This is a genomic window from Mesorhizobium sp. B1-1-1 (genome assembly GCF_006442955.1).
In the GTDB taxonomy this organism is placed as follows: domain Bacteria; phylum Pseudomonadota; class Alphaproteobacteria; order Rhizobiales; family Rhizobiaceae; genus Mesorhizobium.
This window is the reverse complement of record NZ_VFWW01000002.1, coordinates 301,477-323,851: the sequence shown is the minus strand read 5'-3', so window position 1 is coordinate 323,851 and position 22,375 is coordinate 301,477. Positions and strand designations below refer to the sequence as shown.

At 62.4% G+C, this 22,375-nt stretch carries 19 protein-coding genes and 2 pseudogenes; 11 read left to right on the top strand and 10 right to left on the bottom strand.

The features are described from left to right. The first annotated feature begins 10 nt into the window (after window positions 1–10). Genes FJ986_RS04530 through tagF (FJ986_RS04485) form a run of 10 tightly spaced genes read left to right on the top strand, consistent with a single transcriptional unit; the run spans window position 11 to window position 12,808 of the window. On the top strand, window positions 11–466 hold the full coding sequence (locus FJ986_RS04530; RefSeq protein ID WP_115143971.1) for an Hcp family type VI secretion system effector: 456 nt from the start codon (window positions 11–13) through the stop codon (window positions 464–466). Next, on the top strand, window positions 453–1,208 hold the full coding sequence (gene tssE / locus FJ986_RS04525) for a type VI secretion system baseplate subunit TssE (RefSeq protein ID WP_140498535.1): 756 nt from the start codon (window positions 453–455) through the stop codon (window positions 1,206–1,208). Before FJ986_RS04530 ends, tssE begins: the two co-directional genes overlap by 14 nt. A 1-nt stretch (window position 1,209) precedes the next feature. After that, the gene (tssF, locus tag FJ986_RS04520; protein WP_140498289.1) at window positions 1,210–3,084 is read left to right on the top strand and encodes a type VI secretion system baseplate subunit TssF; all 1,875 of its coding nucleotides are present in this window, start codon (window positions 1,210–1,212) and stop codon (window positions 3,082–3,084) included. Next, a complete protein-coding gene (gene tssG / locus FJ986_RS04515; protein WP_140673511.1) occupies window positions 3,048–4,109 on the top strand; it encodes a type VI secretion system baseplate subunit TssG in 1,062 nt (353 codons plus the stop codon). Before tssF ends, tssG begins: the two co-directional genes overlap by 37 nt. Beyond that, complete coding sequence (tagH, locus tag FJ986_RS04510; RefSeq protein ID WP_140515106.1) at window positions 4,106–5,578, top strand: type VI secretion system-associated FHA domain protein TagH; 1,473 nt, start codon at window positions 4,106–4,108, stop codon at window positions 5,576–5,578. Before tssG ends, tagH begins: the two co-directional genes overlap by 4 nt. Before the next feature lie 3 nt (window positions 5,579–5,581). Next, window positions 5,582–6,034 carry a type VI secretion system lipoprotein TssJ gene (gene tssJ / locus FJ986_RS04505; RefSeq protein WP_140498291.1) on the top strand — a complete coding sequence of 151 codons (453 nt, stop codon included), beginning with the start codon at window positions 5,582–5,584 and terminating at the stop codon, window positions 6,032–6,034. Window positions 6,035–6,072: 38 nt separating this feature from the next. Continuing rightward, window positions 6,073–7,422 carry a type VI secretion system baseplate subunit TssK gene (gene tssK / locus FJ986_RS04500; RefSeq protein ID WP_140673509.1) on the top strand — a complete coding sequence of 450 codons (1,350 nt, stop codon included), beginning with the start codon at window positions 6,073–6,075 and terminating at the stop codon, window positions 7,420–7,422. 4 nt (window positions 7,423–7,426) lie between these two features. Then, window positions 7,427–8,749 carry a type IVB secretion system protein IcmH/DotU gene (gene icmH / locus FJ986_RS04495; RefSeq protein ID WP_140673507.1) on the top strand — a complete coding sequence of 441 codons (1,323 nt, stop codon included), beginning with the start codon at window positions 7,427–7,429 and terminating at the stop codon, window positions 8,747–8,749. 1 nt (window position 8,750) lies between these two features. Beyond that, a complete protein-coding gene (tssM, locus tag FJ986_RS04490) occupies window positions 8,751–12,287 on the top strand; it encodes a type VI secretion system membrane subunit TssM (RefSeq protein ID WP_140673505.1) in 3,537 nt (1,178 codons plus the stop codon). Continuing rightward, window positions 12,284–12,808, top strand: coding sequence for a type VI secretion system-associated protein TagF (tagF, locus tag FJ986_RS04485; RefSeq protein ID WP_181181852.1), 525 nt, complete (start codon window positions 12,284–12,286; stop codon window positions 12,806–12,808). Before tssM ends, tagF (FJ986_RS04485) begins: the two co-directional genes overlap by 4 nt. A 136-nt stretch (window positions 12,809–12,944) precedes the next feature. On the opposite strand, the gene FJ986_RS04480 is transcribed toward tagF (FJ986_RS04485), so the two are convergent. The 7 genes and pseudogenes from FJ986_RS04480 to FJ986_RS04450 form a co-directional block, all read right to left on the bottom strand. Then, window positions 12,945–13,994, bottom strand: coding sequence for a hypothetical protein (locus tag FJ986_RS04480; protein ID WP_140623898.1), 1,050 nt, complete (start codon window positions 13,992–13,994; stop codon window positions 12,945–12,947). Then, window positions 13,982–15,067: a DUF2169 domain-containing protein gene (locus FJ986_RS04475; RefSeq protein WP_140557364.1), complete on the bottom strand. Its 1,086-nt coding sequence runs from the start codon at window positions 15,065–15,067 to the stop codon at window positions 13,982–13,984. The genes FJ986_RS04480 and FJ986_RS04475 overlap by 13 nt, the downstream gene beginning before the upstream one ends. Before the next feature lie 3 nt (window positions 15,068–15,070). Beyond that, window positions 15,071–15,562 (bottom strand): hypothetical protein, encoded by a 492-nt coding sequence (locus FJ986_RS04470; protein ID WP_140557363.1) that lies wholly within the window; start codon window positions 15,560–15,562, stop codon window positions 15,071–15,073. Window position 15,563: 1 nt separating this feature from the next. Beyond that, on the bottom strand, window positions 15,564–15,998 hold the full coding sequence (locus tag FJ986_RS04465) for a hypothetical protein (protein ID WP_140557361.1): 435 nt from the start codon (window positions 15,996–15,998) through the stop codon (window positions 15,564–15,566). A gap of 12 nt (window positions 15,999–16,010) precedes the next feature. Further along, window positions 16,011–16,850, bottom strand: a complete 840-nt coding sequence (locus FJ986_RS04460; RefSeq protein ID WP_210241328.1) for a DUF4150 domain-containing protein — start codon at window positions 16,848–16,850, stop codon at window positions 16,011–16,013. A gap of 15 nt (window positions 16,851–16,865) precedes the next feature. After that, window positions 16,866–17,387 carry a type VI secretion system-associated protein TagF gene (gene tagF / locus FJ986_RS04455; RefSeq protein ID WP_140557358.1) on the bottom strand — a complete coding sequence of 174 codons (522 nt, stop codon included), beginning with the start codon at window positions 17,385–17,387 and terminating at the stop codon, window positions 16,866–16,868. Next, a pseudogene (locus FJ986_RS04450) lies at window positions 17,384–17,890 on the bottom strand (hypothetical protein); the annotation flags it as partial. The gene tagF (FJ986_RS04455) and the pseudogene FJ986_RS04450, both read right to left, overlap by 4 nt. Window positions 17,891–18,137: 247 nt before the next feature. On the opposite strand from FJ986_RS04450, the pseudogene FJ986_RS30700 reads away from it, so the two are divergent. Next, window positions 18,138–18,253: pseudogene (locus tag FJ986_RS30700) on the top strand (IS481 family transposase); the annotation flags it as partial. A 105-nt stretch (window positions 18,254–18,358) separates the two neighbouring features. Here the strand turns inward: FJ986_RS30700 and FJ986_RS04440 are convergent. From FJ986_RS04440 to tssI, 3 genes are read right to left on the bottom strand one after another with little or no spacing between them, the layout of a single operon-like run. After that, window positions 18,359–19,522 carry a hypothetical protein gene (locus FJ986_RS04440; RefSeq protein WP_140623904.1) on the bottom strand — a complete coding sequence of 388 codons (1,164 nt, stop codon included), beginning with the start codon at window positions 19,520–19,522 and terminating at the stop codon, window positions 18,359–18,361. A gap of 10 nt (window positions 19,523–19,532) precedes the next feature. Continuing rightward, entirely contained in the window at window positions 19,533–19,958 is a 426-nt protein-coding gene (locus FJ986_RS04435) for a DUF6484 domain-containing protein (RefSeq protein ID WP_140557457.1), read from the bottom strand. Window positions 19,959–19,965: 7 nt separating this feature from the next. Further along, on the bottom strand, window positions 19,966–22,293 hold the full coding sequence (tssI, locus tag FJ986_RS04430) for a type VI secretion system tip protein TssI/VgrG (RefSeq protein ID WP_140673501.1): 2,328 nt from the start codon (window positions 22,291–22,293) through the stop codon (window positions 19,966–19,968). Window positions 22,294–22,375: the final 82 nt, after the last annotated feature.

Sequence of the window (22,375 nt, the reverse complement as noted above, 5' to 3'; positions counted from 1 at the left end):
GAGAGAGACAATGCCAGTAAAGATTGATGGTTTTCTGAAGGTTCCCGATATCAAGGGCCCCAGCACCCGCGACGGCCACGATGATGAGATCGAAATCCATGGCGTCGACTACAAGATGGTCGCACCCTATGACCCGAATTCGCTCTCACGTCGGGGGCGCGTGTCCATGGGCATGATCAAGTTCATCAAACACTACGACAAATCTTCGCCTTATCTCAAGAAAGCCTTGTTCGAGAACAAGGCCCTCGATGAAGTGGTGTTCTCGGCACGTCGGACGATCGATGGCGAGACTAAGGATTATCTGGTCGTCACCCTCACCGACGCCTCGATCATGGAATACGACATGTCGCAGGCCGAGGATGAGGAAGACCTGATCCAGGAAGAGGTCAGCTTCGCCTACAAGAAGATCAAGTTCGTCTATGACGGCAATGATGAAGCCGAAATGGATGTCTATGTCGGCAAGTGAGGGTCGGCGACCCGACGCTGGCAAGCAGCACAGTACCGGCAGCTTGCGGGCAAAAAGCGAGGCCGTCCAGCCGTCGCTTTGGGATCGCCTCGTCAATGACCTGCCTGGTCTGACCTCGGAGATAGACGGGCTGCGCCATGTCTTGCTCGACGAGCTTGGCGCCGACCGTGTCGACGCCCTCGTTGGCGCCAGCGCGCGGGCCATCGACGCTGATGCCGAACTCACAGCCGAGCAAAAACGGCGTCTGCATCGATTGGCCTTTCAGACCCAGCATCGGGTCGAGATCGAAAGTCGCGGCGTTGTGGTGTCAGCCCGCGTGCTCAGAGAAGCAGTGCGGCGTGACGTCGAGGCGCTCTTCAACACCGAGCGCTTCGAGGCCACGCCGCTCCTGTCCGATCTGGAAAATGAACAGGTATCGGACAACCCACCGTCGCTCGCAGATTTCCCGGAGGTGCGCCGGAGCGTGGTCAATTACGGCGTCCCCTCCTTCTCGGGCAGGTCTTCGCGCGACTTTGATCGCGATGTGCTGGCGCGTGAGATCCGTGCGGTGCTCGCCACCTTCGAGCCCCGCCTCAAGGAAAGCGCAACAAAGGTCACAGTGACGCTTGGCGACAAGACCGCCGGCCTCAAGATCGAGATTGACGGTGTGCTGATCATAACCCCGACACCGGAACGCATGCGCCTGCGCACTACGATCAATCTCGATAACGGCGCGGCGCGGACCGAAATCAGGGACGCCTGAGATGGATCGGGTCTTCGTCGAATATTACGAGGAGGAGTTGACCCACATCCGCGGCCTTGCGGCCGAATTTGCCGATATGCATCCAGCGGTCGCGCGCAACCTTTCCCTCGACACGGTCCCCTGTCCGGACCCCTATGTTGAGCGGCTGCTGGATGGCGTGGCTTTCCTCGCGGCGCGCACCCGGCTAAAGGTCGACGCCGAGCGTTCGCGATTTTCGCGCAGTGTGCTCGACGTTCTTTATCCCGATCTGGTCACCCCGGCGCCGGCAACGGCGATGGTGGTGCTCAAACCAGGCCAGCAGGTCCAGACCATGCTCGACGGCCACGTCGTCAGGCGCAACACCCGGCTGGTTTCCAGCCTGCGGCCCGGCCTTTCGACGCGCTGCACTTTCTCGACCGCGCAAGAGACGACCCTGTGGCCGATAGCAATCACTTCGGTCAGCTATTTTCAGGACCGCAGCGCGTTGGCGGCGGCCGGGATGGCCACGGTCGGCGGTGTGCGCGGCGAGGCGGCGCTCCGCATCACGCTGGCCCCGACCGGAAAAGGCAAGCTCCACGAATTGACGCTCGACCGGCTCGATATTTATTTTGCCGGGCGAACCAAGGCGCCGCTGCTATTCGACGCGATCTTCGGCACTTGCTCAAGCGTTGGCGCACGCGCTGAGGGCAAGAGCAACCCGTTGTCGCCCTTGCCAGCGCCCGAAATGGTTGGCATCAGCGACGACGAAGCCTTGATGCCGCGTACCCGCCCGACATTCGAAGGATATCGCCTCCTGCGAGAATACTTCATAATGCCCGAGCGCTTCCACTATGTGCGGGTTTCGGGGCTACAGCCTGTCGTGCGTCGATGCGACGGAGGGCTTGAGATCGTCTTCCAATTCAGGCGTCCGGTGCCAGAGTTGGCCGATCTGACATCGGCCGACTTCGAACTTTTCGCAACGCCGATCATCAATCTTTTCGAACGTGAGTGCAACGTCGTCGAGATCGATGCGCGTAAGACACGCCAGGTTTTGCATGCAGACCGCACGAGGGCGCGCGACTTTGAAATCTATCGGATCATTCGTGTTGAGGACGCCGACACCGAAGGCAACGACGCCGAAATTCCGGAACTGTTCAGCCTGGGGCAGAACAGCGGCAGTGGGTGGGTCTACTCAACCGAGCGGCGCCCTCGGCGCGCGACCGAAGACGAACGGCGCGACGGTCTAACGCGCACGTCATACACCGGCGACGACGTTTTCCTGGCCGTATCGCGACCGCTCGCAAGCCCGGCGTACCGACCTCTGAAGCGTCTCGACGTCGTAGCACTGTGCACCAATCGTGACCTGCCGATCCTCGATGACAATCCCACATTGACGCTTGAGGCCGGCGACCCGGTCGAAATCGTCAGGCTCCTTGGAGCCCTGCGTCCACCGCAGCCGGCGATCCCCGCAGCACTGCCCACAGGGGCCGAGGGTGAATCGCGCGCCGACGATCTCGCCTGGCGGTTGGTGGCACAGCTCATGCTCAACTTCCTCAGCCTTGCCAAGGAGGGCCGCGGCGTCGACCCGTTGCATGCGCTTCTCGATATCTATGCCGACCGAGGCGATCCCAGCCTGGCTCGCAATGTACATTCGATCGCCCGCATCGACTCGCGGCCCGTCGTGGAGCGGCTTCAGATCGAGGGGCCGATGTGCTTCGGACGCGGCACCGAGGTGACGTTGCATGTCGATGAATCCATCCTGGCTGGCCAAAGCACTTTGCTGCTTTCGGCTTTGCTGGCGCGGCTGTTCGCCCGATATGCCGGAATAAACGGTTTCGTGCGGACCCGCACGCGGCTGCTGCAGAAGCAGGAGGATGTGCCATGGCCGATGACGCCCGGCAATCGCTCCCTGATCTAGACAAGCCCAGCCCCGCTGAAGGTCTGTCCGAAGGGTTCGACTTTTTCGAATTGCTGCGCCGTCTCGAACAGCAAAATGCCGTGTTCGGCCATTCCGGCCGTCCCGACCGTGAGCCGGCAAGGCTTGGCCAGCATGTGCGCCTCGCCTTCTCGGCCAGGGACCTGGTCCATTTCCGCGAAGCCGACAACGGCAAGCCGGCCCGGGTCACGATTGCAAATCTGGGTCTCTTGGGCCCCGAGGGTCCAATGCCGCTGCATCTGACGCGCTGGGTGCTCGACCGGCTGTCGCAGCGGTGGTTCGCCGGGGCCAACGCACAGCTGACCAGCGACACTACTTTCGTCGATTTCGTCAACATTCTGCAGCACCGCATGATCGCCCTTTACTATCGGGCGTGGGCGGATGCGAATCCGGCCGTTCAGGTTGAACGCGCGGTCGGTGGCCGGGTTCGCGCCATGCTTGCGGCCATGGCCGGTATCGGACTTCCCGGCACCCGAAACATCGATCTCGACATGGTGAAGCTTCGCCAGGCGGCTTCGCTCGCCAGCCAGGTCGAGGGCCCGGAACGACTGACACTGTTCCTGGCGGAAGCCTTCAAGGTGCCGGTAAAGATCAAGGAATTCGTCGCCGCCTGGACAATCATACCAGCAGGCCTCCAGACCCGCCTCGCAAAATCCTTTGCTGTGCTCGGTCGGGGGGCGACGATCGGCCCACGCGTTTTCACCCGCCAAAGCAGGATCGAACTGCGGGTCGGCCCTTTGAAGTATGATGATTTCAAGACATTCCTGCCGGGCAGCCAGCGGCTCAAACTGTTCCAGCACGCGGTTCGCGACATGGTCGGAGAATCTCTCGATGTCGATCTGCGTATCGTGCTTGCGCGTGAAGCAGTGCCGCCGCCCCGTATTGGAGCGGTGCAGCTCGGCCGAACCGCCTGGCTTGCGCGACCCGCTGAAAGGGGAGATGCTGATGATATGCGGCTGCGCACAATCGTCGGATGGCGGCCGGAAATGGCGGGGGGCGCGGCATGAGTCTGCTGCTAACGCTAGAGCAAGGGCCACGCACCCAGGCGGTGCGGCAAACTCGCCTGGACGAAGGTGAGCTGGTGATCGGCCGCAGCGCCGATGCAGGCTGGCAGATCGATGATCCCGACATGTTCGTTTCACGCGCTCACTGCAAAATCTCTGGCGGGCGAGATGGATATTTCGTCACCGACACATCGAGCAGCGGTTTGTTCATAAACGATTCCGATAGCCCGCTTGGTCCAGGCAAGTCCGCACGCCTTCAAAGCGGCATGCGGCTCAGGCTGGGCGATTACGTCGTCTGTGTCGACCTGCAGATCGCGGCCGCTCAAGCGCCCGCAGTCATCCAGCCGGTACCAGAACGTCTGCCAGCGGCATCGCGGGCGCCGGTAAGCATCGGCCGCGATGACTTCTTTTCCGCCAAGGTCGAAGAAGCGCCGCAACGGCCTCGACCTGCTGATCTGCCGAACCCATTCGAGCAGCCGATCCCAGGGGCGTTCGAGCGCGCGTCCTCCGGCCAGCGCAACTCGCCTGCTTTCGACGACCCGTTCAGCCTCGATCCGGTTTCAACGCCGGTGTCGAAAAACGCCGCCGTTTATGTCGAGCAGGGCGGGGTGGGCAGCCGGGCGGATCCATTCAGCCTCGACCGGCCCCCCCCTCCCAGCCACGGAGCTGAATCCGCAGCGGGAAAGCTGTCCGACTTCAACGATGATTTTGGTTTCGGACCGGTCTCCTCGCCCAGTTCGACAAATAACTCGGCCTCGACCGGCCAGCGCGAGCGCATTGCCCAACGGCCACCATCCGCCAATCCCTGGGATATTCCCGCGCAACCGGCCGATGTCCTGCCTCCAGCGCGCATGGGTGCTGCTTCCAAACCTGCCCGCCCGCCGGCAAGCGCGCAGCCCGCCGAGATGGCGCTCCGCGCCGCCTTCTTGCGCGGCATGGGCGTCGAGGAAGCCGATTTCCCCGGGCGCGACAGCATCGTGGAAATGGAGAAGTTCGGCCGCGAATACCGGCTGATGATGGAAGGGCTGATGCAGCTTCTGCGCAAGCGGGCCGAGGAGAAAGGAAATGCTCGCGTCGCCCAGACAATGGTCGGTGCCTCCGAAGTCAATCCGCTCAAATTTCTGCCGTCGGTCGACGACGCCATCGTGACGCTGATCGCCGAGCGCAGCCCCGGATTTCTCGCCGGGGAGGCGGCCATCGCCGATGCAGTTCGCGATCTCGCGCAACATCACGTGCGCGCTTGGCGAGGCATACAGGCCGCTTTGCGACGGATGATCGATCGTTTCGATCCCGCAGCGATCGAGGACGAGCTGAAATCGAATTCGGCGATCGGCACCCTGCTTTCGGGCGGGCGCGGCGCCAAGCTGTGGGAGCTCTATCAAAAACGCCATCGCGAAATCGCCGAAAGCGCGGAAAAAAGCTTCCTTGGCGAAATCGGCACTGATTTTCGAGATGCATATGAGGAGGAGTAAGCCATGATCGACCGACGTGAATTGATGATTGCCCTGGGCGCGACCGGGCTGGTTGCAGCGTGCCAGAGCGGTCCGCCAAAGCCGTCGGTGATCACCGTCAACGTGACCGGCGGGGCCGGCATGAATCCGGGGCCAGGTGGCGGCGACCGGCCGGTGACGGTTCTCGTGATGCGGTTAAAAAGCACCGGCAAATTCAATTCCGCCGACTATTTTGCGCTGCAGGGGGATGCCGGCAGCGCACTCGCAGGAGATCTTATCGGTTCCGACCAGATCGCCGTCGGGCCCGGAAAATCCGCATCCAAGACCATCACTGTCGAGCCGGACGCGACGGCTCTGGGCTTCGTTGCACTGATCCGCGAACCTGGCGGCAGGAACTGGCGGACAACCAAGTCGGTGTCGCCGGGATCAAAGTTCACCATCAATGTCACGTTGGGCAGCGGCGGCATCTCCGCCTAGCAGCCAAGGTAAGGGAGCTCAATGCAGAGAGTAGCGGCATGAGCGATGCAAACAGGGTGCTTGCAAACAGGGTGCTATGGTCCGAAGGACTTTTCCTGCGAACCCAGCATTTCCAGCAGCAGGATCGTTTCTTCGAGGCGACGGTGCGCGGCGCGTTGCAGGCCGGACAACTGCATACGTTCGGCTTTCGACAGCTGACGCTGGACCAGGCATTGCTGGAATCCGGCCAGGTCGCGATCCTGTCGGCCCGGGGCATCTTCCCGGATGGGACACCTTTTTCCATTCCGGATTGGATGGACGCGCCGCGACCGCTGCCGGTCACCCCCGAGACGGGCGCAGGGCCGGTGCTGGTCGCCTTGCCGCTGGAGCCTCCCGGTGGTGTCGGCTTCGATCCGGCACACGCCGCCGCCTCTGGAGCGCGATATCACGGGCGGATCGTTTCGGTGCGCGACGCTGTCCAGGGCGGTTCGGATCCTGAAGAAATAGAAATCGCCCGTCCGCAGGCGCTGCTGCTTGCACCTGGCAAGTCGGTTGGTGGCTACACCGCCTTGCCGATAGCCGACCTCAACGGAGTTCGAGCCGATGGCGGCGTCTCTCTGGACGAGACCTTCCTGCCACCGGCACTGGTTACCGGCGCGGTGGCCTGGTATCGGCAATTGCTTCTGGAAGTTGTCACCGGCCTCGACCAGATCGCCGAGGCGCATGGCAAGATGGTCATGGGCGGGCCTGGGCGCAGCGTCGAAGATCTGTTGATGCTCAATCTCGCCAATGCGGCGCGTCCGCGTCTGGCTCACATGCTGGCGCAGGATGTCTTCCATCCGGCCGAGCTTTACCTGGAACTTGCCGGGCTCGCCGGTTCGATGGCAACTTACGGATCGAGCGCGCGACGGCTGGGCGAGTTGCCCGCTTACGATCACATGGCGCCCGGCCCTGCCTATTCGGCGCTGGCGGACGCGCTGCGCTCGCTCATTCTCAGCCTTCGTTACATCGAGCCGAAATCGCGTGCGCTGCCTGTCATGCGGCACTCGACCAATGTCTGGAAAATTCGCATCGACAACCCAAAGCTGCTGGTGGCCAGCCGCATCGTCATCCGGGTCGGCTCGGAGCTGTCGGAGGATGCCCTGCGCAAGATCTTCGTCAATCAGGCGACCGTCGGCTCGGCCGACGAGTTCGAGGGCCTGTGGAAATCGCGCTTGCCCGGCATTCCGCTAAAACCGCTTCATTCCCAGCCACGCGAAATCCCTTACGACGGCGATCGACTGTGCCTCGAATTGGATCAGAAAAGCGAACACTGGGCCTCGCTGCTCGACGCACCAGGCTTCGTCATCGGTGTTTCGGGCGTGTTGCCAAGCGAGCCGCAGGTGGACTGCTATTCGGTGAACAGGTGAGATCATGAGCCGCGATGATCCTTTCGGACTGTCGGAGGATCGCGAACGCACTCGCATACGATTGAGCGGCGCACCGATGCCAAGGCCCATGGCGCCACTTTCGCCGGGCGCACTGGTAAAACGCTCTCGCACCCACCCGAACGCGCTTGTCAACGCCTTTGCGCCCTTGCTCGAGTTCGCCCCCGAGCTCGAAAGCGCAATGCCGCCAGACAATCCGGAAGTCTTGCGCACCCGTTTGCTCGAAGAACTGGTTCGGGCACGCGACACGGCTATGTCGACGGGGTCCTCGATGGAGCGATCCGACCAGGCAGCCTGGGTGGTGGCTGCGTTGCTCGACGATCTGGCCCTGAACACGCCTTGGGGCGGGGCCAGCGCCTGGCCGCGGCAGCCGCTCGTCGTCATGCTGCGCGGCGATGTCGATGCCGGCACGCAATTCTTCACGCGACTCGACGAACTGGAACGACATCCTAACCGGGACCGAGAATTGCTTGAACTGCAGTACCATTGCCTGGCGCTCGGCTTCCGTGGCAAATATCGCGTGCCCGGCCGCTCAGGCGACCGCTCGCTCAATGCGGTTCGCGTGGCGGCGGCCCGCTTCCTGCGCAATGCCGACGCCGAAGGCGCGCCTTTAGCGCCAAACTGGAAAGGTGTCATCGCCTCCGACCAGCCGCAGCGCTTCATCGTGCCGATCTGGGTCATGGCGCTCGGTGCTGCGGTTGCAGCCGCGGCGATCCATATCGGGCTGTCAATGGGACTGAGCAGCCAGGCGGTCGAGCTTTCCGCACTTGTTCGTGCCCTGCCACCGCCTGCCCGCGGCGACATCACCCGCGCGTCGCCCAAAGTCGACGCCCCGCCACCGCAAAAAGTGGATTTTGCGCTGTTGCCGGAATTCCAGGCGGGGGCGCCGGCCGAGCTCAAATCTGCTCTCAGCGGCACCGAGAGTGTTTCACTGGCCAAGCTGATCATCCAGGCCTCCAACCCCGAACTATTCCAGTCATCGCGGCCACAACTGACCGATGGTTTCGAACCCTTGATCGGTTCGATCGCCAAGGTGATCCTCGCCAATCAGGAGCTGATCGGAAACATCACGGTGGTCGGCCATACTGACAGCGTTCCTTTGCAAAAGACCAACCCGCTGTCGACCAACCAGCGCCTATCCGAGGCTCGCGCCCGGACGATTGCCGACATGCTGGTTCAAAACGGAGTGCCGCAGGATCGCGTCCATTCGGAGGGCCGGGCAGCCACCGATCCTGTGGCCAGCGACAGCACGCGCGAGGGGCGAGCCTTGAATCGCCGCGTCGAGGTGCTCGTCGAAAAGAGGCTGTGAGATGTTCATCCTGCGCTTCCTCTGGGCGGTCCTGACATCGCGCTGGCTGTGGACGCTGATCGGCCTGACGCTGCTATCCCTGGCTATCTGGATCTTCGGTCCGATCGTCAGGGTTGGTCCCTACGAGCCCTTCGCCTCCGAAAATGTGCGCATCGTCATCATCGCGCTGCTGGTCATCTTCTGGCTGGTCTGGCTGATCGTTGCCCAGCGTCGGGCGATCCGCGCCAACCGGATGTTCGTGGCCGAGATTGCCGCGCCAGCGGTGGAAAAGCCGCTCAGCCCAGGCGAGGAGAACGTCGCCGCCGTGGGCGCCAAGTTTGCCGAGGTGATGACCGAACTGAGGCGCCGCAAGCTGGGCGGGCGCAAGTTCCTGCGCGAGATGCCATGGTACGTCATCGTCGGGCCGCCGGCGACCGGCAAGACCATCGCCTTGCGGCAGTCCGGACTGAATTTTCCGATCGATCTCACCGACGACTTGCAGGGGGTCGGTGGCACGCGCAACTGCGACTGGTTCTTTTCCGAAAACGCGGTTCTGATCGACACTGCCGGCCGCTATGTCCAGCAGGAGAGCCAGCCGGATGTCGACGCGGCCGAATGGCTCGGTTTCCTCGACCTCTTGAAGAAACATCGCGGCCGCCGTGCGCTGAACGGCGTGATCGTCGCGCTTTCGATCGACGTCCTTTCGGAGGGCGACGAGGCCATCAAGGCGCACGGGCGCAAGATCCGCCGCCGGTTGGCCGAGCTCAACGACCGGCTTGAAATCCGCCTGCCGGTCTATCTGATGCTGACCAAGGCCGACCTGATCAAGGGCTTCGAGCCGTTCTTCGGCGGCCTGTCGACCGCCTCGCGCGAACAGGTGTGGGGGACGACCTTCGCGCTGGATGCGCGCGTCGATGGCAAGACCATCGAACGAGAAATCGCGACGCTGGCGACCGAACTCGAGCGGCGCTTGGTGACGCGCCTGGAGGACGAGGACAAACTCGCCGCCCGTGCCGAAATCTTCAGGTTTCCCGCCCAACTGGCAAGCTTGTCCGAACCGATACAGGTGCTGGTCGAAGCCATGTTCGGCGAAAGCCGGTATGAGGAGGCTGCCTGGCTGCGCGGCCTCTACCTGACATCGGCGACGCAGGAAGGAGCGCCTATCGACCGGCTGACCGCCGCGCTGTCTTCCTCCTTCGGTCTTCCGCCGCGGCGCGCCCTGCCCGCATCTCGGGTCGAGAAACGCAGCTTCTTCCTGAAGAACCTTCTCACTGAAGTCATCTTCAAGGAAGCAGGCCTCGGTACATTCGACCCGCTGGCGCAACGCCGCCGCGCCTGGATCTGGCGCGGCGCCGCTGCCGCATGCTCTGCGGCGGCGTTGCTGGCAGGCGGCCTGTTCACCTGGTCCTATTTTGACAACCGCCATGCGATCTCGGCGCAGGCAGGCCAGTTTGAAGCGCTGCAAACACCACTGACCTCCGCTGCCGCAACCCCGGCATCGGTGGAGCAGCCTGTCATGGACGGCGCGCTCGAGGCGATGGACGCGGTCGCAAATGCCCGGACAGCACCGCCGGGCGCTGCCCACGATCTGCTTGGCCCATCGGCCTCGGCGGAACTGGTCAGGGCACAGGCCGACACTTATGACCACGCCCTCCGCAACGTGCTCGAGCCCCGGATGGTGGCCCTGCTCGAGGCGACGATGTGGCGCCAGATCCGCGATCCCGACTTCATGCTCGGGGCGCTCAAGACCTATCGCATGATGACGGGCCTGTCGCAGATGGATCCCGACTACGCCCAGAACTGGTGGGTGAACAGTCTGCCCGAATTCGCGGCCGCGGCGCCATTTCCGACAGCCGACGCCGAAGAGCATCAGCTTGCCGCGATCCGCCGGATGACGGTCGACGAAAGCTATGTCGCGCCGGACCAGGCCCTGGTTGCCGAAGCTCTGAAAACGGTCTGCACGATTTCGTTGCCGGCGCGTGGCTACAAGCAGTTGTTGGCCGATCCGGCAGTGGCCGGGCTGAAGGAGTGGATACCGGCCAATTTCGCCGGCCCAAACGGCGGCAAAGTGTTTGCACGGCGTTCGGGCAAGACATTACGCGTCGGCATTTCGGGCGCTTTCACCTATTCCGGCTTTCACGACGTCATTCTCGACCGCATCGACGATGTCGCCGCCCAGGCGGCGCTCGATCGTGCGGTTTTCGCCGGCGGTTGCTCGGAAAATTCCGAGACATCCGTCTCGGCGCTGTCCGAGGATATTCTGAAGCTCTACTACGACGACTACATCGCGCAATGGGACAGCTTCCTGCGCGACATGAGGCTTGCATCATTGACCGATCTCAATGTCGCCGGCGAAAACCTGAAAGATCTCTCGAGTGCTGATTCAGCGCTGAAGCGGCTGCTTACGGCGGTCGTCCAGGAGACAGAACTGACCCGTTCCGACGAAGCGCCTGCCGACGACAAGGCGGCAGCCAAGGGCGCTTCGAAACTACTCGGCAAGCTGGGTAAGCTTGGCAAGCTGGCGACATCGGGTGCGAAACTACTTCCCCGCGCCGGATCCGCCAGTGAGGTGGACCTGACCGGCAATCTGGTGGCCGAACATTTCAAACCGCTGAAGAGCACCATCGCAGAGGTCGACGGCCAGCCACCGGCGCTGGATGCTGCCGTTGTCGCACTGACCGCGCTTTCGAACGTCCTGCAAACGGTCACCGCGAACCCCAATCCACAGGACGCCATCAAGAAACAGGGGGGCCTTGCCGAACTGACGGGCGCGGTGGCAAGGCAGGCCCAGATCCTGCCCGATCCCATCAACAGCTGGTTGGGCGGGATAGCCGGCGACACCAGCAATTTGACTCAAAAGGCGGTCACTTCGGAACTCAACGCCATCTGGCGGGCCGACATACTGCCTTTCTGCCAAGCGGCGCTGAACAATCGCTATCCCTTCAGCGAAGCCAGTGCGGTCGACGTCAACGTGCACGATTTCGCCCGCCTGTTCGGGCCGGCCGGGCTGATCGACGGTTTCATCAACGACCACCTGATCAATTATGTCGACACGACCGGCGAGCCTTGGAAGTGGCGCGCCGATTTCGGCCTCGACCCTTCGGCGCTGGCGGCGTTCGAGCAGGCCAGGCACATCCGCGACGATCTTTTCCCCGGGGGTGCCGGACCGGTGATGAGCTTCACGCTCGAACCGAAGGATCTGTCTCCCAACCTCACGCGCGTCACGCTCAATCTCGATGGCCAGAGCCTCGTCTACTACAACAACGCAACGCGGCCGCAACCGATGACCTGGCCCGGCAAGGACGGCACCGGGGTCATTTCGCTCGCCTTCCAGCCGATCGACGGATCGCCCGAAATCATGCTCAACGAGACCGGCAGCTGGGCATGGCTGAGGATGTTGCGCAGCGGCCGATTCACCGGAACCTCGCTTTCGGATGTCTACAGTCTGCGCCTGGGCACGAAAGGCATGTACGCCGATTTCGAGCTCAAGGCCGCCAGCGTCGAAAACCCCTACAACCTCGAAATGTTCAAGAAGTTCACATGTCCCGCGCAGATATGAACGCGCCCGGCTTCTACGGCAAGATCCCGGCGACGGGGGATTTCGTCGCTTGGAACCTGCCGCGGACTTTTATCGACCGCTGGGACCGCTGGATGTCGATGGAATTGCGCGCGCGGCCGGATGAAGGTGAGTTGGACTCGCGTGTCTGGCGCTTTACCATGCAGCCCGGTATTTTTGGTGACCTGCCCTGCGCCGGCGCATGGCGCATGAGCGAGGACCGTGTCGGGCGCCGATACCCCTTTGCCATTGTGCGGCTTGGACCGCCACCGGAGCCTACCGCCAGATGGTTTGACGAAATCGCCGCCTGCCTTAACGGCGCTGTGGAAGGAAACTGGTCAACCACCAAGCTAGCAGAGACGCTGGCCTTGCTGAGAGAGACGAGCACGGGCGACGCTTCCGCCATAACGTTCTGGTGCGATGACTTCGACGTCATCGAGTTTAGCTTCGCTGATATCCACGACCTCGCCGACAACGCCTTGCCGAAGCTGCGCGCCACCAAGCCCGCAATCGAGGATGTCTGACGATGGGCTTTACTGCCTTCGCTGAGAGCATGGGCTTCTTTCATAGGGGAAGTGGTGGCAAGGGCATTGCGCCAGGCGACGTGACATCTGTCTCAGCCCTCTTCCGCCAACGGCGGCGCTCACGCCCCTTCCGGCCTCAACGCCGGCGCATTCCCGCGACCACGGCTGCCGTCCTCAGGCCTGTTTCGGACGCTATCTCGAGCATCGCTGCAGACCCCGGCGCATAGTTTTGTCGCATGCCGTCCGCCGCCAGCATCAACGCCAGCGCACCTGCCGCAGCACCAACCTCGCCGACGGTCATCGCCGGATACGCCGTCGGGGTCAATTCTCGCAGCGTGCGATAGAAGCGCGGGTGCACAACCAGTTGCTCGAGTGCGCGATGACGCTCGCCGTTGGAATTGCTGACGACAAAGGAAATGTCGGATTCCTTCGGCCCGTTGCTCGCAACCGCCGCGCGCAACGCGCTCAGCATGGCACGGCCCTGACTGAAACGGTCGGAGAGGACACTGTCTTCCTCGCGCGCGACGCCGATATTGACGACAGCGGGAGCAACTGCGCCATTACCCTCCGGCGCGCTAGTCAGCCTGACGAAGGCCGCCGCTTCGCCGGGGACCAGACCCTGAGCGCCGTCCGACGACTTCAGGCGCCCGCTTTGCCGCAGTCGGTCCAGGTCGACGTCGTTGAGGAAACTGTCGACCCCGCCCAGGATGATCTGTTCGACACCCGGCCTGCTGAACAAGTCTGACGCGCGTTCAAGCAGGCTGACACTGGCCGCCGCGCCGCCATCCACCGCGATCGACGCCGGATGGAAGCTGCCGCCGCAACCTAGCATCACGGCAGGCAGAAAATCGACAAACGGTACGGTCGCAAAAGCCGGATGGCTGCGAAAGCTCTCAGGCGGCGAAATGACGAGCGCCGTCGCCGCCGCCGCGAACGGCCCCGAACGGAGTGCTTCCATGATGGCCCGAACGGCCATGTTCACCAGCCACTCACCATCGGTTTTGCGCAGTTTCCAGGTCGTCGGTACGCGTGCGGCGATCTGGGTAGCGGGGAATGGCTCGACCACGATTTCATTGAATGCCGACAGGCCAGCGCGAATGGCCGCCAGTGTCTGGCGCGCGTTCAACCCGGCGGCCGTGACCGCGCCCGCGCCCGCGAGGTAGACCGGCGCCTTCACGGTTGCCATAACGGCCGGTCACGCAATGTCCCGTTGCCGCCATAGTGGCTGAAATACTGCTTGCGCTTGCGCTTCGCCGCGAGCAGCGCGGGCGTGACTTGGCCGAAAACGATTGCACGCAGCGCTGGCGCGTTGCGGCGGGTGAGGAGCGCGATGCGCGATTTCAGGGTGATGCGCCAGAGGTCCGGCTCGATGATGGCCGTGTCGGCCACAAACTCGCGCTCCTCGACCCGGTCGGCGAAGAGCAGGCGGATCGGCGCGATGACACGCGGCATCCGGAAATCCCAGCAGCCGGACGGCGTCAGACCGATGAGCCGCACGTCTTCGCCGCCGACGATGCGCGGCAGGTGCTGGTCGGGGGGCGTGCTCATGTGGTGCCGCAGATCGAAATCCTTGGGCGGTAAGGGCCACTGGTTGTCGATCCAGGCCTGGTCGTAGGTGCCCGCATATTGGAGGCGCTGCCGCCAATTCCTGCCAATCGGCCCGAAGCCTGCGGCCCTCGGCCGATCCTGCGGGCCGCGGAACATCTGGTCCGGATAGGTGATGTTGGGCGCATGTGTCCTGACGGACGGGTCGGCCGAGACAGCATGGCGAAAGCCGATGCCGACTGGGTTTTCGGCATCGGCTGCGGCGGTAGTCATGCCGCCAAAGGCGCGTTCATAAATGACCGGCATGGTTCGGAAAGGGTGCGGCTCACTGTAAGCGCCCGCGTCGTAGATGCGGTCCCCGATCACATGTAGCACCTTCTGCAGGCCGTTGACGCGAAAGCCGACCTGCATCTCATGCGCCGGCTTGCCCTTCGGCGAATAGGCGGTGCCGTTGACGACGATCTCGGAAGCCGGCTTTCGCGGGGCGATGTCGGCGTCATAACGGTTTGACGATAGGCCCGGCACGCCACGCGGCACATCTCCGAGGATCACGGGCAACTGAGCCGCCGCAATGTCCAGCCTGGCGTCCCGTTCTGGCGCCTCGAAGCTCGCCGAAAACATTGCGACGAGCACCTCCTGGCCGTCCGCGTCATGCTGGACATGGGTCATGGCGCTGAATGGTGTTCGGTTCTCGACCTCGACATCGAACGACATGGGTCACGTCCAGTTGCCGTTCTCGTCAAGACCGATCGGCCAGTACGGCATACACGTTATCAATTGCACATAATCCTCGTGCTTTTCCTCGACCAGCCATTGCAGCATCGCGACCTGCGGGGGTACGCGATCGGCCGCGGGCAACGAGCGGTTGACCTCGTCGAATTCGAGCCAGTAGTTGCGAAAGAACCAGACGACTTCGGGCGCCGATGCTGGACCGGCCAGACGCTTGTCGAATGCCAGGTCAACCGCCTCGTCGTGGTCATAACCCTCCTCAACCAAAGCCTGTACGTTGCCCTGCCACCAGTTGTCCGCAACCTTGTACGCAACCTCGAAGTTGGCGATGTACTCTGCGTACATTTCCCTGTGCTGCTCGGTCGCTTCGGCAATCGGCTTGGCTTTGCCCTGGTCCGGCACCTGGCCCGCGAGATCGTTGGGCGCGTTCAAAAGCTGCCTTACGCCTTTTTCGATGTTGTGGACGACCTTGAACGCCATGTCAGCAATACTCCCCGCCTGGAGACAGGCCGACCGGAACGAAGACGAGAAAGCTCATGATCTCAAAGAGATCAGGAGCCGCGGTCTTGAGGTCGTTGACCAGCAAATCGACCGGGAGCGCAAAGTCGACGTCATCTGAGTCGTCATCGGACCCCCAATCGCCCTCCTCCGGCGCAGCGTCCGGCTGCTTGTTTGTTTCGTTCTCGCGGTTCAGTTCGAGGATGCGCAGGTAATAGATCCGGACGACCTCAAGCACTCTGGGATGAGCAACGGGACCCATCGGCCATCGTTGTTCGAACGCGTTGAGGGATTTTGCGTCCTGCATTTTTTCAGGACCGCGCCCAGCGCGTTCCCTCCACCAGGTCATCACGGGCGGCACAATCTTGCGGAGATCGGCGACATATTCAGCCTGGAGATCGTCGTATCGCGCGTTCATCGATTGTGCCTCTCATCTCCTGCTCCTGGCTACCTTCGCCTTAACCTTCGAGCCCTGGCTCATGTAGTGCTCTTCACAATGCGGTCGGGCGAACTTCGCCTTGCGCATCATCTCCTTGAATTTTTCCACTCCGAGATGGCAGCCGCCCTTGTCCCATGCCTCGTTCAGCGGGGGCTGGTGGTCGTGGGTGCGATACTCCTTCTTTTCCCATGAGCCGTCCTCATTCTTGGTCCATTGCTTCTTGCTCTTCCTCCTCCCCCTCTTTTCCCGATGGAATGGGGCGGTGCCGGTTGCCCTCTTGCCCTTGCATTCCCAGCAAGGCTTGCCATTGACCGCGTCGCGCTGCTCGGCCGAGCGGCCCGGCCGGCAGGCCTGACTATAGGGTTTGTTCTTCGGGCAAGGCGTGTTGTACAGGTCACCCAACTCGGCCCTGAGCGTCGTTAATGCGCCAAGGGTCGTGCAATTCGGCGGAGTGCACATGGTGTTCTGCAGCACAGGATCGCCGTGCCGGCAAACGCCCTTGCCTTCTACCTTCACCGTGAACGACCACAATGTGAAACTGGCCTTGCCCTTGATCTTGTGCGTCACCACGCCCGCGCCGAGACCTGGCGTCGCCGGTTCATTGCCGGTGGACATCGAGCACTCGGAAACGTTTTCCAGTGCCGTCGGATTGCCGCCATCCGCTTTGACGCTCTTGCTTCCCTTGATCAGGTCCTTGGCGAACGCCATGTTGACATAAGGCACCGGAACCGGCCCCGCGGGTGGCGGGGGCGGCGTCAAGCAGACGTCACCCGGCGCGATCGCCTGGCCGTTGCTGCCCTTGTGGAACCACCCCATGTTTTCCGCGAACACCGTGCAGGGCATGCCTTAGGCCTCGGCTGGCGTGGACGCCTGACGCATGGCAATCAGACCATTGTCGGCGAGGTCGTAGATGTCGGCAAAAGCCAGTTCCCTCACTTCCCAGTCGTCCGTCCAGAAGGCTATGCGTTCCGGCGACGCGCCATAGCCCGGCGGCGGCAGTTCCACGATGCGCTGCTGTAGCCGCGACGGCGGCCAGAAATCGTCGACGCATCCCGCGATCAGCCGCGCCATTTCATCAAACCATCGGTCGGTAGCCTCCGGCGGTGGGCCGAGTCGAACGATCGCAAACGGATAGCGCCGGCCGGCCCTGTCTTCGCTCATGCGCCAGACGCCCGCATTTGGCTGGTCGCCAAAGATGCCCGCACGGACCGAGAAGCGCCATATGCGCGGATTGAGCTCGCCCGTATCGGGCCTGTCACGCAGTTCAATCGACATCCAGCGGTCCCAGCGGTCGGTGAGGACGCGCGGCAAATTCCAGGTGATAAAGTCACCTGTCGAGGGGATCTTGCCGAAAAAACCTGTCGTCATATCTGCGCCGGACAGGAGAACTTCTTGAACATTTGCAAATTGTAGGGGTAGTCGATACTTGACGCCTTGAGCGTCAAGTCCCCGTAATAGCCTACTGCCCCTACCCGCAGGCTGTAGACATCCGCGAGTGATGTCGCGGTGAACCGCGCCGTCCGCAGCATTCGCAGCCACGCCCAACTGCCCGTGTCGCTCACCATCATAACCGGCGAGCCGTCGACGGCCTTGTTGTCGCAAGCGGGCGCTGGTTCGTCATTGCAGCGCATCAGTTCGGTTTTGCACACGATTGCCGTCACCAACCACGTGAGGGCGGAGTCTGCGCTCAACAGATCCTTGAGGTTTTCCCTATGAGCCGAAAGGGCGGTCAACCGGGCCAGCTTGACGTCGGGCAGGAAACTGTCCCACTGCGCGTAATAGAGCTTCAGTATATCTTTCGACAACGCGGCGGCCGAGGTCTTGGCGTTGTCGAAACAGCCGCCGGCAAAGACCGCGTGATCCAGCGCCGCCAAATCCTCGGCTTCCGCAGCGCGCACCAATGGAAAAGAGTCGGTCATGTCCCCCAACACCGCCCAGAGGGCCTATATCATAACAATAATAACAAATTTTTGGCGCGAAAGGTGAATTATTGTTCCAGGAGGTGCCATCACTTGCTCCCCTGCATACCCGAGGAGGACCATCCTCTATGCGCCTGAACGAACAGCTATATTTTTGATCCCAGGCTTTGATGGTGCATCCTTAGTCAAAGGAAGCGCTATGGGCCACATTCTGCCTGGGAGCGCCTCGACGACAGAGGCGGCCTGTCGAGCGATACAGCACGGTCAAGAGAGGCTGAGGGCGCTGCCAAGCGCCACGGGATCAAGCAGAAGACCACCGGCAACGGCGCTACCGAAGGGGCGATGGCGCTGATGGTGGCGGCTGACGTTTTGTGAACGACTATGCCCTGGGGCCGACCGCTGAACTCGCGCGTTGTTCGTTCACATCCAGGCCGGGAACCGGCGCGTCCGGCGCCAATCGATTAGGGGTGTATCCGGATTGGCGAGTGCGGCGCGTATTGCGTCCAGCCGAAGCCTGCGCATCGAATGGAAGGTCTCGTGATTGCTCCCGCCGCGTCCCCCGTCCCACCACGCGGACACGCGATCGGCGACCGGAAGCGGGCTGGCGGTCAGGGATTCAAATTCCTTGCCGAGCGCGGCCGCGTCTGTCGTGAACAGGTCGGTATCATTGAGATCTACCTCGAACAGATCGCGCAACGCCAGCCCGGCGGCGAAGACAAGCTCTGGCTCACGCATCTTGGCGATCAGCCACGGCATGACCGACCGGTCGCCAAAGAGGCCGATTGCCGCTGTCGCAGTGGCGCGCAAGGCAGGCTGCTTCAGACGGTCCTGCAGCCAGCCCTTGCCGGCCTTCAGGGGCGTCGTCAAAAGGCGCATCTCGATCGCTGCAGGCGCGAGGGCCGGCTCTGCCAGTACGATCTGGTCAAGCACCGGGTGAGCCAAGCGCGCTTGACCAAGAAGGCAAGCCGCAAGTGCGGCGATCAGGCGTTCCTTCGACGTGTGGCCGTCGAGTCCGTCCAGCACCGTCAGAAGGACGTCGCGCCGCTTGAGCCCGCCGGCAAGCCGAAATGCACGCCTGCGAATATTCGAGTCCGGATCGCCCAGCAAATCGCCAAGGCGGGTACCGGGATCGACGCGATGATGCCAGAGTGCCGCGAGGCCGAGGCCGCGCAGCCGCGCATCGCGCGCGTCCAGCCATTCCGCCACGAACGAACTCAGATTTTCGCGCGGCGTACGCGCTATCGCGCCGGACAGGCCCGACGCGCCATCCTCGCCCAGCGTTCCCGCGGCGTCGACCACCGAGGTAACTGTTTCGGCCTCGCCCCAATGCAACGCCAGCACGCAGAGCACGAAAAGCTCGCCGGGCTCGGCGTAGTCGGCGAAATGCGCCTGAGCCGCCTCCCAGCCGGCCTTTCCGGAAGCCATTAGCCCTTCGAGATTTGCATTCAGGCGCTGGTCGATACGGCCGATATCGGTTTCGCCCAGGATCGGACCATCGATTTCACGTCGTCGACGGGACCAGAGGAAAGCCGCGTCGCTGGCGTGCTGGTCCACCATGGCAGCGATAGACGCGATCCGCTGCATCGTGAACGCCTCAGTTGAGATGGATGGCTCCGCCACGGATGCGGTTGGTGCCGCTTGCGTGGCTCGTCAGTTGGTTGCCGCGAATTGTGATGCGCCCATCCTTCTCTAGGATAATCGATGCCAGGCCGCAGCGCAGTTCTATCCGTTCTTCTCCGCTGATGACGACACGGTCGCCTTCGCGGACAACTGACAGTTTCCTCTCCTTGTGAGCTGGATCGACGATACGTCCGACGACCAGCGGCCGCATCGGGTCGCCACCTTCAAAAAGCAACGCCAGTTCCGACCCGATCGACGAAGTGTCCAGCTCGGTCAGACTGCGCGCCGCAATTGCTGTCTCACGTGGATTGCCAACGAAGACAACTAGCGGCGCCCCGTCTGCGAAACCAATCAGCAGGCCGATCACGACGCCGTCGATACGATCCAGCACTTGCATGATGATGCCCTCAATTGTTGTGGATGTTGCTTCCTTTGACGACCACGTCGCCACCGGCCTTAATGTTGATCTTGCCACTGCCCTTGATCGTAATGTCCTTGCCGTCGGCAACAATAGTACCGTCCTTTTTCATCGTGATCGACGCGTCGCCGCATTTGAGCGTGATGGAGTCGCCGGCTTCGATCACCAAATTCTTGCCCACCTTGATCAAACTGTCTTCGGCAATCTCGATACCGCTGCCCTTGCCGACCTTGAGGGCATGCGCTCCACCGATGTCAGTGGCATCATCTGCGCCGATCTTGGCTGCTCGTGCCTTGCCTATCTGGGAAGACTGTGCGCCGCCAACAGCGAAACTCTGGTCGGCGCCAACATTGACGCTCTGCGCCGCCGCGATGTCCCAGCTATCCGACGCGCCGATATCGTGGCTCTGCGCCGCGCCGACAGTGACCGACCGTGTAACACCGATGGTGTTCATCTGTGCCCCGCCGACAGAGCGGGTCTCCGCGGCGCCGACGGTGTCGAAACGCGCCGCCTTCACGGTAACGGTCTGGACAATCCCCACGGTCTGAGAATGATTGGCGTCGATGTTTTCCGTCGAGTTCGACACGACATGGATGGTTTCGTTGGCCATGACTGTCAGCGAGCGGTTGGCGCCCACTGTCTCGGTGTCGTTCGAGCCGATGTTGGTGGTCTGGTCGACGCCGATCTTGACCGTCTTGTTGTTGCCGACGTCCTCGTCGAGGTTGTGGCCGACGGAGTGTTTGGCGTCGTGGTCGATGCGGTCGGACTGATCGTGCTGGACCAGCTTTGTGCGGTCATGCTTGATCAGAAGGTTGTGATCCTTCTGCGCCTGGAAATTGACCAGTTCGGAGCCGGCCTTATCCTCGAACATCAGTTCGTTGTAGCCGCCACCGCCTTTGGAAGAATCCGACTTCCAGCCCGATTGTGTGGCGTTGCCAGGCAGGCCGTAGGGCGGCATCTGCGAGGCATTGTAGACCCGGCCGGTGATGATCGGCAGGTCCGGGTCGCCTTCGATGAAGTCGACGATGACCTCCTGGCCGATGCGCGGTATCTGGATGAACCCCCAGCCACTGCCGGCCCAGCTCTGCGACACCCGTACGAAACAGGAACTGTTCTGGTCCTTCTTGCCGACGCGGTCCCAATGAAACTGGACCTTCACCCGCGCATATTTGTCGGTGAATATCTCCTCGCCGGATGGACCGACCACCGTCGCCGTCTGCGGGCCGCGCATGATCGGTCGTGGCGTGGTCCGCGGCGGGCGATAGGGCAAGGCTGTCGGCGCCACACCGAGGACCACTTTGAAACTCTCGCTTTCGACGTCGGCCTGGGCTCTATAGCCGGGGTCAAACAGCCTGTATTCGGCGCTGACCACCAGATATTCCTGGTTCTGGTCTTCGCGCGGAAAACCGTCCAGCTTGAACGTGCAGCCGGAATACAAGCCGCGCACGGTGCCGGCCGCGGCGATGCGCTGGTGCAAGGCCTGGATCTCCTCGCGCCGGATCGAAGCCAGGCTGTCGCCCCGGCTTACTTCGAGATGCGCGCCCGGCTGGCGGTAGTTCTCACCCGCGGACAGTTTGTGACTGAACGGCTGGGCCGACTTGGCCATGAGGTCGGCGCCCGGCTTCTTGAAATCATAATCGGTGTGGGCATAGGCGCCTGGGCGCACCGAGCTGCCCGGTATCCATTCGGTGATGTATTCGACGTCGCGCCGGGAGCCCTGACCTTCAAAGTTATAGAGCACTTTCTCGTAGCCCGGCGCAGGCTTCAGCTTGCTCATCGCATCGGCCAGGACAAGCGTATGCTTGCCGTCATCGTGCTCGAAGAAATAGAAGATACCTTCGTGCTCCAGCAGCCGCTGCACAAAGTCCAGATCGGTCTCGTCGTATTGCACGCAGTATTCACGCGCCGGATAGGACCCTTGCAGGCGTAGATCGAATTCGGAAATACCGTATTTCTTGAAGACATCCTTGACGATGTCGACGACGCTCTTGTTCTGGAAAATATAGCAATCTGTGGTGTTGCCGAGAAACCAGAGCCACGGCCTCATGACGGCCTCGTAGTAGGCTAGCCGGTCCTCCATGCGGGTGAGCCGAAACTCCGATACGATTCCACTGAGCCAGCGCTTTGGATCGGATTCACCTTCGATCGAGACAGGCCCGCCCAGCATCTTCAACGGGTCGATATCGGAGTCTGTGCTCACGAACCCGACCGTGTAGGCAAAGCAACGGCTGATCTCATCGCGTCCGACAAGATGCGTGAAGGTCAGCAAATCGGAGCCAACCGGTGTGCGGACAACGGTGGCACGTTCATTCGGCATGGGTCGAGCCCCCTCCTGGACGCGGCCGCCAATGTGATGGATTTGAAGTTCCCGCTATATCAACGGTGTCATTAGCGGTGTT